Below are 15,903 nucleotides of genomic sequence, written 5' to 3'. Positions count from 1 at the left end.
TCGGGCGTGCTTTTCCCGCCCGACCGAGGCCCCATGGCGCGGTAGGCCCGCTAACACAAATCCTGCAACGAGCGTGTCAAAGGGAGAGCGTGCCAATGGGGCCGAATCGGGCGTGCTTTTCCCGCCCGACCGAGGCCCCATGGCACGATAAGCCCGCTAACACAAATCCTGCAACGAGCGTGTCAAAGGGAGAACGTGCCGATGGGGTTGAATCGGGCGTGGTGTTCACGCCCGACCGAGGCCCCATGGCGCGGTAGGCCCGCTAACACAAATCGTGCAACGAGCGTGTCAAAGGGAGAGCGTGCCAATGGGGTCGAATCGGGCGTGCTTTTCCCGCCCGACCGAGGCCCCATGGCACGGTAGGCCCGCTAACACAAATCCTGCAACGAGCGTGTCAAAGGGAGAGCGTGCCGATGGGGTTGAATCGGGCGTGGTGTTCACGCCCGACCGAGGCCCCATGGCGCGGTAGGCCCGCTAACACAAATCCTGCAACGAGCGTGTCAAAGGGAGAGCGTGCCGATGGGGTCGAATCGGGCGTGCTTTTCCCGCCCGACCGAGGCCCCATGGCGCGGTAGGCCCGCTAACACAAATCCTGCAACGAGCGTGTCAAAGGGAGAGCGTGCCGATGGGGCCGAATCGGGCGTGCTTTTCCCGCCCGACCGAGGCCCCATGGCACGATAAGCCCGCCATCACCGGGCATATATAGCGTTACTTACCGCGGGTTTTGATCACTGCCTCGGCCACCGCTTTTGGCGCTTCCGAATAGTGCTTAAACTCCATGGTATAAGTGGCGCGCCCCTGCGACATAGACCGCAGCGTGGTGGAATAACCGAACATTTCCGCCAACGGCACTTCGGCACGAATAAGCTTGCTGCCGAGAATATCTTCCATCCCCTGCACCATACCGCGCCGTGACGACAAATCACCCATCACGTTGCCCATGAAATCTTCCGGCGTTTCCACTTCCACCGCCATCATTGGCTCCAGCAGAATTGGCTGCGCCTGGCGCATCCCATCTTTAAACGCCATCGACGCCGCCATACGAAACGCATTTTCGTTGGAATCGACCTCATGATAGGAACCGAAAAACAGCGTAGCTTTCACATCCACCACCGGATAACCGCCCAAAACGCCGGAGGTCAAGGTATCCTGAATACCCTTATCGATAGAGGAAATATACTCGCGCGGCACCACCCCACCCTTGATGGCATCGACGAATTCATACCCTTTCCCCGCCGGCTGCGGTTCGATTTTCAACACCACATGCCCATACTGCCCACGGCCGCCGGTCTGCTTAACGTACTTGCCTTCCACTTCTTCCACGGTCTTTTTGATGGTTTCACGATAGGCCACCTGCGGTTTACCCACCGTCACCGCCACGCCGAACTCACGCCGCATACGCTCCATCAGGATTTCCAGATGCAGCTCGCCCATGCCGGAGATAATGGTCTGTCCGGACTCCTCGTCGGTCTTGACGCGAAACGACGGGTCTTCCTGCATCAAACGCCCCAGGGCAATACCCATTTTTTCCTGATCGACCTTGGTTTTAGGCTCGATGGCCTGTGAAATGACCGGATCGGGGAAAACCATACGTTCAAGGATAATCGGATGATCCGGATCGCACAGGGTATCGCCGGTGGTCACATCCTTCATGCCCACGGTGGCGGCGATATCGCCGGCATGCACTTCCTTAATGTCTTTACGTTCATTGGCATGCATTTGCAGCAGCCGGCCCAAACGCTCTTTCTTTCCCTTGACCGGATTGTAAACCGAGTCGCCGGTGGCAATCACGCCGGAATAAACCCGGAAAAAGATCAGCTGGCCGACAAAGGGGTCGGTCATGATCTTAAACGCCAGCGCGGAGAACGGTTCGGTATCGCTGGAATGACGTTCCGCCTCCTTATCGTCCTCGTCATGCCCGCTTATTGCCGGCACATCAATGGGCGACGGCAGATAATCAACCACCGCATCCAGCAGCGCCTGAACGCCTTTATTTTTGAACGCACTGCCGCACAGCATCGGCACAATTTCATTGGCGATGGTCCGTTTACGAATGGCGCCCTTGATTTCGTCTTCGGTAAGCGTTTCGCCATTGAGGTATTTATTCAGCAGTTCCTCGCTGGCTTCCGCCGCCGCTTCCATCATATGGTTGCGCCATTCCTGGGCCGGGGCCAGCAAATCTTCAGGAATATCCTGATAGGTAAACTTAACCCCCTGGGTAGTATCGTCCCAGACAATGATTTTCATTTTGACCAGATCGACCACGCCCTGGAAACCCTCTTCCGCACCCACGGGAATCTGGATCGGCACCGCCACGCCTTTCAGGCGTTTGGCAATCTGGGTCTGGACCCGGAAGAAATCCGCTCCGGTGCGATCCATTTTGTTGACGAACGCGATGCGCGGCACTTTATATTTATTGGCCTGGCGCCACACGGTTTCCGATTGCGGCTGCACCCCGCCCACCGAGTCGTAGACCATCACGGCGCCGTCGAGCACCCGCATCGAACGTTCCACTTCGATGGTAAAATCCACATGCCCGGGAGTATCGATGATATTAATGTGATGTTCCGGATAATTACCGGCCATCCCTTTCCAGAAGGTTGTCGTGGCAGCTGAGGTAATGGTAATGCCGCGCTCCTGTTCCTGCTCCATCCAATCCATCGTCGCGGCGCCATCATGCACTTCACCGATTTTATGGCTGACGCCCGTGTAAAACAAAATACGCTCGGTGGTGGTGGTCTTGCCGGCATCTATATGCGCACTGATGCCGATGTTGCGATATCGCTCTATGGGAGTTTTACGGACCATACAATTACCTTAAATGCCCTACAGGACAAAACCTGCTGTTTAACCGTCCCCGCCGGCCTATGGCGACGGGGCATATGTAATAAAAAGTCTTATTAACGCAATCCCAGGCTTTCCGGCAATAGGGTTAAAAAATGCCGGCGCGCTTTGCCAGAATGCTCCTTTTGCGCCCTGTCTTCAATGTCAGCCACGGCTTTATTGCCATTACCGTCGCCGCCCGCTCTGCGCGCGGGCTGCCGGACGGCCGTTAATCAAAATGCCGCGTCTAGCGGCAGACGCCAAAACCGCGCATGCCGAAATGGAAATGATTGGCGTGGGCGGCGTTGTAATCGGGACCGAGCGAATTGCCGAAAAAAGCGCAGCTTTGCATAAACACGTCACGTAAATAATCACCGGCCGGATCCTGGCGCCGCCACTGTTGCGACACCGTAATGCGCCGTCCGTCGGCGAGGATAAAGCCTGACACATCCAGCGCCTGCGCGCCTGCATGTTCGCTAAGCCGCCCCTCGCTGCGGTGATAGATGTTACGACACGCATAGCTGCCAAGATGATCAATCCGAGCTAAAGGAGACGCAAGACCTGCCGCCGCCAGGGGCGCCGCCGCCTGGCCGACAAACATGGCGCTGCTCAGCGCCAGCGGACAGCTGGCGAGAAAACTGGAGCTAAGCCCGACCGGGCCGAACCCGCGCACCCTCACGGGCGACAATAGCGGGCAAGGTCCGGTGGTATCGGCGACCTTGCTGAAAGAAAGGCGTCCGGCGGCGCTTGCCCTTTCAAGCGCCGCCAGGCAGGCCGGAGGATCGGCAGCCAGCCGTTTAAGTTTGTAGCGGGTGATAAACGTCGGCGGATCGCTGACCGACAAAGGCAAAAAAGGGTCATAGCCGGGCGGCAGCAGGGGCCGGATACGGGGGGCTAATGCCGTTAACAACACCACCAGAACCAACAGGCAGGTCAGCAGTCGCACCTTTACTTCACCCCTATAGCGTTAAAACCGGCCCATCGCCGACGTTGTTAATCAGTATAGACGTAGAAGTAATTAAGTTATTGCCACATGATTCAATTAGTAATTTTGAAAGTGGTTGTACTGATGTTTATTTGTACTGGCTATGATTAAAATGAAGGCGATACCCAGCTTTACGCCATCGAACTCATCCATCAACTAAGCTGTTTGATTTGCTGTGAAGTCTTTGCCCGCCCCTCTGTGCGGGCTTTTTTTACGCCCGCCGGCGGCCAGGCCCGCTCTTCATGTCCGTCATTACCGCCTGTATTGAACAGTTGCTGAGCAATCACCCGCCGGGATGCGAAAATTGTCGCTATGCGTATTTACGGATCCGGTATTTAGGTCCATACTTGCGTCGGTTTCATGTAGCAATGAGCTAGACTTTACGCCTCGAACTTCGGTTCGGGGCATCCTACCCGCTTCATCATCCTGTTTTTCCCAACCCTTTTCCCGGCTTACTCCTCGCCACAGCATACTTTATCCAATGGTAAATCAACGCGCTGCAGACCATCCCGGCATCATTGCGGTGGATATCCCGCTCCGGCAATAAAAGCGTCCTTTACAGGTTCCGGCATCCCGGAAAGCCTGGTGTCGCCCAACGATGACGGATGTACTTCGACCTCGGCCGGCCTGAAGGCGTACTCGCCCAGCCATTCAGCATAACCCTGCACGACAAAGCCGCCGTTGCGCCGTTGATAGGCGGCCCGATCGGCCAGATAGACCCGGCGCAGCGCATACCAGGGCACGGCGGGTAAATCATGATGGACTAAATGATAGTTCAGGTTAAGAAATAGCAACCGCCAGGGCCACGCCGCCTCGTTGATAACAGAGCGGGCCTGGGGATCGCGGGCGGCGCGATGCTCCATAAACGAGCGGATTTTGGTGATGGCCAGGGCCGGATAGCTTATGGCCAGCAGAAAATACCCTACCGGCAAACCCGATGACGCCACCCAGTGCAGCAGGGCCAGCAGCAGCAGGCCATGCATAAGCCACATCCCGACAGCGCGGCGATTGCCGCCGGCCACGGCCGCCACCATGCCGCGCAGCGCGCGGTAGATATCCAGCGCCGGCCCGATAAGCACACGTCCGGCCAAGGTGTTACGTACCCGGACCAGACGCCGCCGGAACGCGGAAAATCCCTGCCAGCTCTCGCCGCTGAAATAATAGCCCTCGGGATCCTCCGCCGGATCGGTCAAATGATCGTCGCGGTGATGGCGCAAATGTGAATCGCGGTACAGGCCATAGGGATACCATACCGCCAGCGGCAGCAGGCCAAACAGTTGGTTCAGCCACGGCAGGCGCGTAGGATGACCGTGAATCAGCTCATGTTGCAGCGACAGATACCAGGTAGTGAACCAGATAAGCAGCGGCGTGCCGACCCACGGCCCCAGCGCCGTCCAGTAATGCACCGTGCCGAACCACCCGGCATAAATAAGCGCGATCAGGCCCCAGGTCGGCAGTTCCCAGCGCCACAATCGGGTGGACGCCAGTTGCCTGATGCGATCGCGCTGGCCGTCATGCAAATAGTGCGCGGTTTTTCTTCCTGGCTCTGACATGGCGTCTACCCCGATGGTTTTTTTGTCAGTATTCATCACCCCGGCGGCGCAACCAACGAATTAAAACGGCAATAGAATGGCGGGAAATGAGATAAGGGGCCTCAGCAAGCACCACGACAAAAGATCAGGTTATAGGTGTACCGCCGGCGCTGGAGGCATTAAAAAAATACCATCCTGATTTTATAAAAAATATAATAATCATCTATAATTCATTACGTAGGATGATCGTCCGCGCAATATTCTTGTCATTACCGGCGTTTACGAAGTTATTTCCCTCTGTTAATATCCCATGCAGGACCTGACAACAGGCATGGCAAAATACAATAACGGTTATTTTTAAACTACAATCATATTATTTTATTGATAGTGGTTCGCTTAAACGCCATCGGAGCATAATGGGTAACATTATTTCGCAAACGAGTATTGCCTGCACGTTTTCTTATGGCGCCAACCTGTGCGGCAGGGAAACACAGCCACGGCAGAATAACTATCGGAACGCGTTGGTCCTGGCAAGACCCGCTCCTGTTCCCCTTTTTACCCGCCACGTCACTATGGCCGGCGATGAATCGCGCGCTGATAGCGGCGCCGCACCAGTCGCCGCCGTTGATACACCGGGTGACCGCGGAACAAACGCGCCGCAAGGCGATGTCCGCGCCCTCCTTGCCGCCAAGGGAATGGGAACAGACAGTTTCGAGCAGGAATATTCGCAGCGCAGTCTAGCCCTTTTTTTTGCCCTGGCGGGAAAGTCGGCGCACAAGGTTAAAAAAAAATACCATAACCGAAGGGATAAAAATTATTTATATTTTATTAAAAGCTATGCTGAATTACATTATCTGGTGCAAGATTACATTAAGAACAACCCTGAAAAAACCATAATAACCGCGCCTATTTATTTTAGTATCATGAAAGAAATGGGTGTTATCTTTGCAACGGACATCTATGATCAACGTTCGCATTTTAACACCGGGAAAACCCGCCGCCTGCAGGATAAACTGGAGAGCATCTCCGAACGTCTGCGGGAATGTCTAGACAAAATGTTTGCCAACGTATTTAGTCCAGGCAACCATCTGCTAAAATATCTCGTCGTGCCTTTTATGAGTAAATATCTGGCCCTGGCCCATAGCCTGTCGGAAGAGACATTTATTACGGATCTCCCTGCTGAAACAGCGCTTGGGCAATACTTGCATGAAAGATTGCTACAGGCACGCAATGAGCACATGTCAACGCCAAGAGAAACTAATAATATCAGTGCCATAATACAAATGGGAGAAGACATCAACCTTATTAGCCGCTCAGTAAAATTATTTCTTGCCTGAAGTTTTATATCTCGCCGTATTGATAAGCAAAAACCTCATGGCTCATGAGGGTCGGCGGGCTTTCGACCCGGCATTATCGAACCATTCCTGCCATCCCCGGGCAACAGAAGGTTAAACATCAGGCAAGGTCTGCCGATAACCTTAGCGGAACTTAAGTATGTCATGGGAAATCATGAAGAATGAACAGGACTGAGCGCGATAATTTGCACTACTTATGCAAAGAAGATCCTGAATTTGCCATTTTTTATCGGGAATTTCGGACAAATCATGCTCGTCCGTTATCCGAACACCGTATCGCGCTGTGCGGTTTACGCGGTACGGGCAAACGCGTCCTGGAGAAGGTATTGCCTGCCGCCATCAGCGGTAATGCGCGCACGGCCCTGAGCGACCGCCATTCGCCAGAAAAAAGCGGCGTTGATCACCCCTCCCGCCGCTGTCTCTTTATCGACGATATCAACGACTCCCCCGCCGGCGCGCTGGCCGGCGCTATCGGCGCGGACTGGATCCTGTATGTCCACGGCGCGGGCCAGCCGGGGCTGGCTCAGCCGGAAATCCGTTTTCTGGCCGCCTTGCAGCACCGTTTTCCCGATCTCGGGCGACGGCTGATAATGATACTGCATGACGAGGAGGGGAAACCGCGCGAGACAACCCGTTGCGCATTGGAAAACAGCCTGGCGCCGCTGCTGCCCCATCCTCCCCGCCTTATTACGCTGTCCCTGGAAGATCATCTTATGGACGGCGACAGAAACAACGCGCTGCGCGGGGAAGTACGACGGCAGTTGGATGATTTGATCGCGTGCTATCCCGGGGGGCTCGCCGCCGCCCGCGCCCGCGCCGCCGCCGCCCTGCTGGATTCACTGGATTATTTTGTCGGCCGGGCGATAACAAGGCGCGAACAAAGGTTAACCGGCATTAATGATGACCTGGACCAGGCATGCGCGCTTTGGCGGCAGGACCTGCTTATCGTCGATGACCTGCTGCATCAGCGGATAACCCAGAACCAACCACTGTGACTCATTTCAGAGGAAGTTGATATGCGATGGTCAGATATTTCTTTTGTCAGTGCCGCCCTGGGCGTTTTCGCGGATATCGGCGCCGGGCGGCTAAGCGGCCTGCCGCCGGCCGCGGGAGTTCGGGCGAAGGACCGTCGTTTCAGGCCGGCGCAGGCGCTGGCCCGTGAAGGCACTTGCCGGGAAAATGAGATTGTCGCGGATGCGAAAATCCAGCTGTTGGGCTTCTACCGCCGTCATCCACGCATGATTGTGCATAATGAATCAGCTTATATTCCGCTGACTTATGTCGCGCTTAGCCATTTTGTCAGGCAGAACAAAAACCAGCCCCTGCCTGAGCTGCTGGCGGCGTTGGCCAGGCTGATTCCCGGTACCGACATAAGCCCGGTCCGGCGCGGGCAGACGGCGCGGGCAAACGCGCTGCGGCGAGAGATTAGCGCGCTGAATGATTTCAGGGCGCGGCTGGCGGCCGAGCGCGCGCGTCAAGACGCTGGCCTTATACGCTAGATTAGCCGTTGTCAATACCTTATGTTGGGATGGGGAATTAACGCAACGGCGGAATGAGGCGAATTCCGCCGTCATCCAGCATAATAAAGGATGCTAATGTAAAAGAGATGAGATTAAGGATAATGAGTGGAACGTTTAAGTGATTTGCGACTTTTTATCGAAGCGGCGATGTTGGGCAGTTTTTCGGCGGCGGGACGTAAGCTCGGTTGTTCTCCGGCGGCGGCGAGCGCCTGCATCGTGCGTCTGGAGACCGGTCTCAAGGTGCGCCTGTTTGAACGGACCACCCGCCAGCTCAGGCTGACCGACGAGGGCAAGCTGTTCCTAAGCTATAGCCAGCGCGCCGTGGAACAGCTTAATGACGTCACCGAGCTGTTGCGTTCGGGCAAGGATGACATCAAGGGCGCGATACGCATTACCGCCCCCTCCGACGTTGGCCGCAATCGTCTGATTGGCTTATTGGAGCGCTTTCGCCAAGACTTTCCCGCAATACACTTTATTCTCTCTCTGGCCGATGCCACGACCGCCCCGATCGGCGACGACATTGACATCGCCATCCGCTATGGACAGCACGACGACGCCGGCATGACGGCCTATAAACTGGCCGACAGTCATCGGGTGGTATGCGTTGCTCCGGCGCTGCTGGCGCAATTGGATCCACTGCTGGCGCCCCCCCATCTGCAGGCATTGCCGTCCATTGCCCTGATTAATACCTTAGGCAATCAGGAGCCATGGGTGTATCGCGATGAAGCAAAAATGCCGCGGCAGCTGACCATGACCCCCGCCTACACCACCAATGACGACGACATCAGCCGCAAATGGGCCGTCATGGGATACGGATTCGCTTATAAGTCGATCCTGGATATCAGTGAAGACCTGGCCGCGGGCCGGCTGGTGACGGTATTGGATCAGTATTTTATCGAACCGGCGCCCCTTGTCGCCCTGTATAATCGGAATAAATTCCAGCCGCCCCGCATCAAACGGCTACTGCACTTCCTGGCTGAAAACCTGGCATAACCGCAGGCCGACGGCAGTTTGCCTGCCCGATATCGCCGGCGCCGCGTGAGGACCGCGTCACAAAGACGCACGGGTTCGCCTTGCCCCGCTTAACGCCGCAACCATCATGACCTATCATTCATTCAGACGCGCACCTTCAGCATCATCAGAAGCGAACTTATTGTCGCGTCTTACGGCCGGCGGAGATAAGCTGGTGAACAGGTTGTCCCGCGCCATGTCCTCGCATTTTTTTCTGGAGAGTATTATGCATATTGATTTATCGGGAAAACGCGCCATCGTCACCGCCTCCACCGGCGGCATCGGTTTTGCCATCGCCACTGGGCTGGCGCGCGCCGGCGCGTCAGTGGTGATTAACGGCCGCAGCCAGGCCACGGTAGATAAGGCGCTGGGCCAGTTGCGACACACGGTGCCGCAGGCGGCGGTTGAAGGCGTGGCGGCTGATTTGTCCGATGCGGCGGGCGTGGCTACGCTTACCGGCGCCGTACCCGCCGCCGATATTATCGTCAATAACGCCGGCATTTACGGCCCTAAGCCTTTTTTCGACGTGGATGACGATGAGTGGGAGCGTTATTTCCAGACCAACGTTATGTCCGGCATACGACTGGCGCGTTTTTACCTGCAAGGCATGCTGGAACGCGACTGGGGGCGCATCGTGTTTATTTCATCGGAGTCGGCGCTTAATATCCCTCCGGAAATGATCCATTACGGGGTGACCAAAACGGCGCAGCTGGCCGTCGCGGGCGGGTTGGCCAAACTCGCCGCCGGCACCGGGGTCACGGTAAACTCGGTACTGCCCGGCCCAACGCTGTCCGAAGGCGTGCGCGAGATGCTGAAGGATTCCGCCCGGGATGCGGGCGTGAGTATTGAACAGGCGGGAACCGATTTTGTGCGCACCCACCGGTCAACCTCTATTATCCAACGGCTGGCGACCCCCGAGGAAGTGGCCAATCTGGTGGTATATACCTGCTCCCGGCAAGCATCGGCCACCACCGGCGCGGCGCTGCGGGTGGACGGCGGGGTTATCAACAGTATCGTCTAGCGGCGAACTGAACTCCGGCCCTGCCGCACCTCTGGGATGCGCGCGCGATATCAGGCATAATCACTTCACTAACTTGTTAAAAAGATGTGAAGGTATTGCTATGCACGATGAGTTAAGCGCAGAAATAAAGCAAAAAATCCTGCAATCCACCACCACCGTCGCCAAGGTGGTGTTTCCCACCACCATAAACCATCATTCGACCCTGTTCGGCGGCACCGCCCTGGCATGGATGGATGAGGTTTCCTTTATCACCGCCACCCGCTTCTGCCGCAAACGGCTGGTAACGGTATCCACGGAAAAAATCACCTTCAGCCGGCCCATTCCTTCCGGCACCATTATCGAGCTGGTGGGCAGGGTAAGCCGGGTGGGCAGGACCAGCATCACCGTGGATGTCGCCATTTTCCTTGAAGATATGTACGCGGCGGGCCGGGAGGAAGTGGTGCGGGGGCAGTTTAATTTTGTCGCGGTGGATGAAAATGACAAAGCGACCCCGCTGTTATAATCCCCGCCCCGGATTGACGCGATGTGTTAAAACACGTCGCCGGGATTGTAAAAAAATGCTCTTTTTTATGTGATGCGCATCACAAATATTTGCATTTATGTGACGGAGGTCATATTATTACCTCATCAAACGCAAACACGTTACAGGCGAACAAACCTGGTGAGGGAAAGCATATGAAATTCCGTAAATTCCTGAAAAAAATTCTGCTGTCATACGTTAATACCGTGAAAGACGTACCGCCCGGTGCCATGTATTAATTTCCATGACGTCAAAAAAGCTGCCGCGGCAGCTTTTTTTTTTGGCAAAAAAACGCTGATGAAATCAGGCCTGGAGAAATTCAAGCAGCGCGGCGTTCACCTTATCGGCATCCACGGTACACATACCGTGGGACGCGCCGGCCAATACTTTTAACGTGGCGTCGGGAATGATCTTGGCTGATTTACGGCCCGAAACCTCTAGCGGCACGATTTGATCGTCATCGCCCTGCAGCACCAGGGTCGGCACGTCGAATTTTTTCAGATCCTCGGTGAAATCCGTCTGCGAGAACTGCTTGATGCAGGCATATTGCCCGGCGATGCCGCCCGCCATCCCCTGCAGCCAGAAAGCATCTATCACCCCCTGGGAGAGTTTGGCGCCGTCGCGGTTATAACCATAAAACGAGACGGCGAGATCTTGATAAAATTGCGATCGATCCGCCGACACGCCGGCCCGGATACCGTCGAAAACCGTTATCGGCACGCCCCCGGGATTCGCCGCCGTTTGCAGCATCAGCGGCGGCACCGCGCTTATCAGCACCGCTTTGGCCACGCGTCCGGTACCATGGCGACCGATATAGCGCGCCACTTCCCCGCCGCCGGTGGAATGGCCGATAAGGATGGCGTCCTGCAGATCCAGGCTGGCGATAAGGGCCGCGAGATCATCGGCATAGGTATCCATATCATTCCCGTCCCACGTCTGGGCCGACCGGCCATGGCTGCGCCGGTCATGGGCGATAACCCGATAGCCCTTGTCGGCAAGGAACATCATCTGGCTGTCCCAGGCATCGGCGGTCAGCGGCCAGCCGTGGGAAAAAACCACCGGCTGGCCGGTGCCCCAGTCCTTATAGAATATCTGCGTCCCGTCATCGGTTGTGATAGTGCTCATGTTGTCTGATCCTTTTTTCGGGTGAGTTGGGATAAGAGCCGCCGACGCTATCGTCAGCATTGCATACGGGGCATGAGAACGCCTGGCGGGCGCCATCAATTTCCGGGTCAACCTATCAAGATTAGGAACGAAAAGAGTAAGCCGCCATCCGCCGCCAAAAGATAATGGCGGCTCGATGCCGGCAAAAAGAATATGCAGGCCTAAGGTCACAGGAAAATCAATGTGATTCCGCGCTGTCCCAATACTGGTATTGCGTGGCCGTGCTGCGGTGTCGTCTGATAATCGACTGCGGTAAAATTTCCGTGTCGCTGCCATAACTCAGGATGCAGTTGCCCACGTCGTCGTTGCGCTGGCACTGCTCCACTTTGGTGAGCTGGCTTACCGGCGTCCGTGACACCGAGAAAGAACCCGCCTCCCTGCCGTCGGCATCATACTGATAACGGGTTTGACCATGGTTCGAACGCATCGAGATGAAATAACCTTTTTTATCATAGGCGTAAATATATTCATCGTTGCTGAACGCGTCGGTGCCCCGCGCCGTGCTTTTGACCAGACGCAAATTATTATCGTAGTCATAGGTCCCGGTGGTAAATCCGGGCCGCTCGTTAATAGTAAAGGCATCGGTCGAGGAGGTGATCACGCCGTTTTTACCGGTAAAAAACCGGCTTTTGCCCTGCTTATGGTTAACCAGCGTTGGCTTGCCGTCTTGATCGAGAATGATGGCGATATCGTACTCGCTCTCCCAGCCATCAGCGGATTTTACCGTGTGATTGGACATGCGCAGGGTCATGCGGCCCTCCGTTTTGTGGTAATCGTACGCTTCCTCGATAAGGGCGCCGCAGGTGTCGAAACTGATGCTTGAGCGGGCCTGTTCATCCAGATCTTTTCCCACCATCCCCGCCACCACCAGCCGGATGTCGCCTTTGGCGGTGCCGCTCAGCATGATGAGGTTATTACTGTCATTGATATTTTTTTTTGCCGCGGGGCATTCTTTTTCAGCCGCGGCCGCATTGACGGCCAGGCCGGCCAGCAGGATCAACACCGGCAATCGGTAAATTGGATTAATCATATGTTTTCCCAGGCATACCTGCGATTCGGTTACCATCAAAAATCAGGTAATTACAGCGGCGAACAGGATTTAGCGCACCGTAAAAGTATACCCCGCCAGGCAGGCCGGCGCCATGATTACGCCCGAACACGGCGGCTCAATGCCGCCCCGATCGACGCGGCGCCGTTTTTACCGCGAGAAACCGTCAAAGCAACTTGCATTCGCTCCGGAAAAAACTGTATATTTACCCAGTATAAATAAAAGGATAGACCATGCATGTTGAACTGATTTACGACAAAAGAAATTTTACCGCCTTGCCCGACGCCGGCGGTCTTATCCTGGCCGAGCTGACCAAACGCGTACAGCAGGTTTTCCCTGACGCCGAGGTCAACATCAAGCCGATGCAGCGCAACGGCCTGGATACGGATGCCAGCAAAAGCGATAAAGCCATCCTGGCCCGCATCGTTGAGGAAATGTTCGATGACTCGGCGGAATGGCTTACCCTTGCAGAATAACAGGGAGTCAACCGCATGCCCCGGCGCCCGCCGGGGCTACGTTATCATGTCCCCTCTCCGATGAAATCCCATAGGTCCAGCCCGGACAATGCGGGTAGTCCCGCGCCCTCCCCCGGTTAATCAAGCCTGGGTGCCGGTATCGCCCGGCGCCCCGGCGTTACAACGGCGGAATAAGGGTATTGCCTTTCTGCGCGGCCCGCTCAATGGCTTTGGTCTGCCGCCGCTGGAAATACAGATTGGTGAAATAAGTGGCTATGCCAATCACCACCCCGAGGATGATGGCGATTTTGTCCCAGTCCAGATGGCATAGCCAGGTACCGATGTTGCCGATAGCGATAAGAAAACCGGACATAGAATAGGCTCCTGCGGTAGTCAATTTCCCGGGCATACGCTGTTCTCCACCTGTCGCGCAGAGCTTGCCCCCCGTTCAGGGACAATCCCCGGCGGACGTTCATTGCTCAATGATCCTTGCCTCGCTGATGCCGCCGTAATCGCCGCAAAAACAGTTGCCGTTCGTAATGCATTTTTCCCTACGGGCGATAAATCCTTCGCGCAGGCGTTCATGCGTATCCGGCGTAATATCGATTACCGCCAGCCACTGGCGCGCGGCGCGCCGCCATAACCGGCGGCTCTCCAGCCGCTTGGCCAGGGTGATTGCTGTTATTAGTTCCGTCATCGTGGGTACCTCCTTCTCCAGCACCGCGCCGGGCGAGGGTTGCCGGGGTGCTTTTTTATGTCCGGAGGCCGCACCCCCGACATCATGCGTAGGATATGTTGTCTTTTTGCTTCATAAAGACCTTGATGTCAGATATACTGACCTTTAAATAGTAGGATATCTGACATAAAAAAGTCAATAAAACTTACATCAGATAATGGTAGGATAACCGACATGGAAATGAGCAATCGCATTCGTGCCAGGCGCAAAGAGTTAAACATCACCCAGCAGGTCCTGGCCAACCTGGTGGGGGTCAGCCGCGTCACGGTGACGGGATGGGAGTCGGGAGATTACCAGCCCGGCGGCGCCAATCTCCAGGCGCTGGCCGCAGCCTTGCAGTGTCGCCCCGCCTGGCTTGTGGACGGTAAAGGGGAAGCCGGCGCCGGGCATCCGCCCCTGCCGCCAACCGCGCGTTTCGGCATTAAGGAAATCCCGTTGTTATCCTGGGTGCAGGCCGGTATTTGGACCGAATCGGAAAAACCCGTCACCCTCGATGATGCCAGGGATTGGATTTATACCACGGCCTCGGTGTCGGAGTTCGCTTTTGCCCTTAAGGTCAGGGGGGATTCCATGACCAATCCCCATGGCGCGCCCAGTATCCCCGACGGTTCGGTGGTCGTGGTCGATCCCGATTTTGGCGGCAGTGATGAAGCCAACGGTAAGATCGTGGTCGCCCAACTGGAAGGCAGCAACGAAGCCACCCTGAAAAAATTCACCACCGACGGCCCGTTTAAATATCTGGTACCGCTCAATCCCAACTATAAAATGCTCGAAGTAAACGGCAACTGCCGGATCATCGGCGTCGTCAAACAAATCATTATGGATTTGTAAGCCTTGCCGTATCACCGGCAGGTCGGTTTTCAAACCTGAACGGCTTTATCTGCCGGCGTCAGTTTTGCGACATCGCGCCGGCCTTCTTCCCTTTTGTTACATCGCGCTTTGGCCGCCATCCACCACCAGCGCCTGTCCCGTCACATAGGAGGCGCGATCCGATAGCAGGAACAACGCGACCTGCGCCATTTCTTCCGGTTCCGCCATGCGTCCCAGCGGGATGCCCACGGCATAGGGATGCGAGGCGTTGCCTTGTTCATCGGTGGTAATACGGCCCTGCGTCATCGGCGTGCGGGTGATGGACGGATTAATGGAATTCACCCGGATACCGGCCGGCCCAAACTCCACGGCCGCCGCGCGGGCGAGCGAGACTATGCCGCCTTTGCTGGCGCTGTAAACCGTCGTCCCGGGCTGGGCGATGTTCGCCAGTACCGAACCGTTAAAGACAATCGCGCCGCCGCCTCCCTGACGCTTCATCTGAGCGACTTCCGCCTGCAGGCAAAAGAACGCCGCTTTCAGGTTGGTGTCAAGAACGCGATCCCACAGCGCTTCGTCGAGAGAGTCTATCGGACCGCCGCCGGACACGCCGGCATTATTGAACGCGCAGTCCAGCCTGCCGTAATGCGCCGCCGCCTGCTCAATGACCGCGGCGATAGTCTCTGTGCGCGTCAGGTCCGCCGCAATAAATAATGCGCTGCCGCCCGCCTTGACAATCTCGGCCACCACGGCGCGCCCGGCGTCTTCCTGCCGCCCGGTTAACACCACCCGCGCGCCTTCGCGGGCGAACAGGATAGCGCTGGCCCTGCCGATGCCCGACGTGCCGCCGGTAACCAATGCCACCTTACCTTGCAGTAAACCCATGGTTGTTCCCCTGTCTCTGTTGTTATGATTTAGCGGAGCGG

17 protein-coding genes are annotated in these 15,903 nt (G+C 56.3%); 9 read left to right on the top strand and 8 right to left on the bottom strand.

What is annotated here, in order from left to right; genetic code table 11:
- Positions 1-708: 708 nt before the first annotated feature.
- From fusA to ACL2XQ_RS04870, 3 genes are all read right to left on the bottom strand, one after another.
- Positions 709-2,808, bottom strand: coding sequence for an elongation factor G (gene fusA / locus ACL2XQ_RS04880; RefSeq protein WP_410016238.1), 2,100 nt, complete (start codon positions 2,806-2,808; stop codon positions 709-711).
- A 262-nt stretch (positions 2,809-3,070) separates the two neighbouring features.
- On the bottom strand, positions 3,071-3,769 hold the full coding sequence (locus tag ACL2XQ_RS04875; protein ID WP_410016239.1) for an extensin family protein: 699 nt from the start codon (positions 3,767-3,769) through the stop codon (positions 3,071-3,073).
- Positions 3,770-4,323: 554 nt separating this feature from the next.
- Positions 4,324-5,397: a fatty acid desaturase gene (locus ACL2XQ_RS04870; protein WP_413740104.1), complete on the bottom strand. Its 1,074-nt coding sequence runs from the start codon at positions 5,395-5,397 to the stop codon at positions 4,324-4,326.
- 359 nt (positions 5,398-5,756) lie between these two features.
- On the opposite strand from ACL2XQ_RS04870, the gene ACL2XQ_RS04865 reads away from it, so the two are divergent.
- From ACL2XQ_RS04865 to azuC, 7 genes are all read left to right on the top strand, one after another.
- Positions 5,757-6,677: a hypothetical protein gene (locus ACL2XQ_RS04865; protein ID WP_413740103.1), complete on the top strand. Its 921-nt coding sequence runs from the start codon at positions 5,757-5,759 to the stop codon at positions 6,675-6,677.
- A gap of 179 nt (positions 6,678-6,856) precedes the next feature.
- Positions 6,857-7,690, top strand: a complete 834-nt coding sequence (locus ACL2XQ_RS04860; RefSeq protein ID WP_410016242.1) for a hypothetical protein — start codon at positions 6,857-6,859, stop codon at positions 7,688-7,690.
- A 21-nt stretch (positions 7,691-7,711) separates the two neighbouring features.
- Positions 7,712-8,194 carry a hypothetical protein gene (locus ACL2XQ_RS04855; protein WP_413740102.1) on the top strand — a complete coding sequence of 161 codons (483 nt, stop codon included), beginning with the start codon at positions 7,712-7,714 and terminating at the stop codon, positions 8,192-8,194.
- 126 nt (positions 8,195-8,320) lie between these two features.
- The gene (locus tag ACL2XQ_RS04850; RefSeq protein ID WP_413740101.1) at positions 8,321-9,208 is read left to right on the top strand and encodes a LysR family transcriptional regulator; all 888 of its coding nucleotides are present in this window, start codon (positions 8,321-8,323) and stop codon (positions 9,206-9,208) included.
- Positions 9,209-9,452: 244 nt separating this feature from the next.
- On the top strand, positions 9,453-10,247 hold the full coding sequence (locus tag ACL2XQ_RS04845) for an SDR family NAD(P)-dependent oxidoreductase (protein ID WP_413730880.1): 795 nt from the start codon (positions 9,453-9,455) through the stop codon (positions 10,245-10,247).
- Positions 10,248-10,347: 100 nt separating this feature from the next.
- Positions 10,348-10,749, top strand: coding sequence for an acyl-CoA thioesterase (locus ACL2XQ_RS04840; protein ID WP_410016246.1), 402 nt, complete (start codon positions 10,348-10,350; stop codon positions 10,747-10,749).
- A 173-nt stretch (positions 10,750-10,922) separates the two neighbouring features.
- Positions 10,923-11,006, top strand: coding sequence for a stress response protein AzuC (azuC, locus tag ACL2XQ_RS04835; protein ID WP_162367771.1), 84 nt, complete (start codon positions 10,923-10,925; stop codon positions 11,004-11,006).
- 64 nt (positions 11,007-11,070) lie between these two features.
- Here azuC and ACL2XQ_RS04830 read toward each other — a convergent pair whose 3' ends face one another.
- Together ACL2XQ_RS04830 and ACL2XQ_RS04825 are read right to left on the bottom strand one after the other, a co-directional pair.
- Positions 11,071-11,892 carry an alpha/beta fold hydrolase gene (locus tag ACL2XQ_RS04830; protein ID WP_413740100.1) on the bottom strand — a complete coding sequence of 274 codons (822 nt, stop codon included), beginning with the start codon at positions 11,890-11,892 and terminating at the stop codon, positions 11,071-11,073.
- Between the two features lie 217 nt (positions 11,893-12,109).
- Complete coding sequence (locus tag ACL2XQ_RS04825; protein ID WP_413722229.1) at positions 12,110-12,961, bottom strand: hypothetical protein; 852 nt, start codon at positions 12,959-12,961, stop codon at positions 12,110-12,112.
- Positions 12,962-13,212: 251 nt separating this feature from the next.
- On the opposite strand from ACL2XQ_RS04825, the gene ACL2XQ_RS04820 reads away from it, so the two are divergent.
- Positions 13,213-13,455, top strand: a complete 243-nt coding sequence (locus tag ACL2XQ_RS04820; RefSeq protein WP_410016249.1) for a DinI-like family protein — start codon at positions 13,213-13,215, stop codon at positions 13,453-13,455.
- A 157-nt stretch (positions 13,456-13,612) separates the two neighbouring features.
- Here the strand turns inward: ACL2XQ_RS04820 and ACL2XQ_RS04815 are convergent, their stop codons facing one another.
- Together ACL2XQ_RS04815 and ACL2XQ_RS04810 are read right to left on the bottom strand one after the other, a co-directional pair.
- Positions 13,613-13,843, bottom strand: coding sequence for a phage holin (locus ACL2XQ_RS04815; protein ID WP_413722228.1), 231 nt, complete (start codon positions 13,841-13,843; stop codon positions 13,613-13,615).
- Positions 13,844-13,906: 63 nt separating this feature from the next.
- Positions 13,907-14,131, bottom strand: coding sequence for a PerC family transcriptional regulator (locus ACL2XQ_RS04810; RefSeq protein ID WP_410016251.1), 225 nt, complete (start codon positions 14,129-14,131; stop codon positions 13,907-13,909).
- Positions 14,132-14,344: 213 nt separating this feature from the next.
- Here ACL2XQ_RS04810 and ACL2XQ_RS04805 point away from each other — a divergent pair, with 213 nt between their 5' ends.
- The gene (locus tag ACL2XQ_RS04805; RefSeq protein WP_410016252.1) at positions 14,345-15,001 is read left to right on the top strand and encodes a LexA family protein; all 657 of its coding nucleotides are present in this window, start codon (positions 14,345-14,347) and stop codon (positions 14,999-15,001) included.
- Between the two features lie 96 nt (positions 15,002-15,097).
- On the opposite strand, the gene ACL2XQ_RS04800 is transcribed toward ACL2XQ_RS04805, so the two are convergent.
- On the bottom strand, positions 15,098-15,862 hold the full coding sequence (locus tag ACL2XQ_RS04800; protein ID WP_410016253.1) for an SDR family NAD(P)-dependent oxidoreductase: 765 nt from the start codon (positions 15,860-15,862) through the stop codon (positions 15,098-15,100).
- Between the last annotated feature and the right edge of the window lie 41 nt (positions 15,863-15,903).

It is taken from the genome of Sodalis sp. RH14 (genome assembly GCF_047324285.1).
GTDB lineage: Bacteria > Pseudomonadota > Gammaproteobacteria > Enterobacterales > Enterobacteriaceae > Acerihabitans.
Note: the sequence above shows the minus strand (reverse complement) of the source record. Positions and strands in the feature narration are given on the sequence as shown.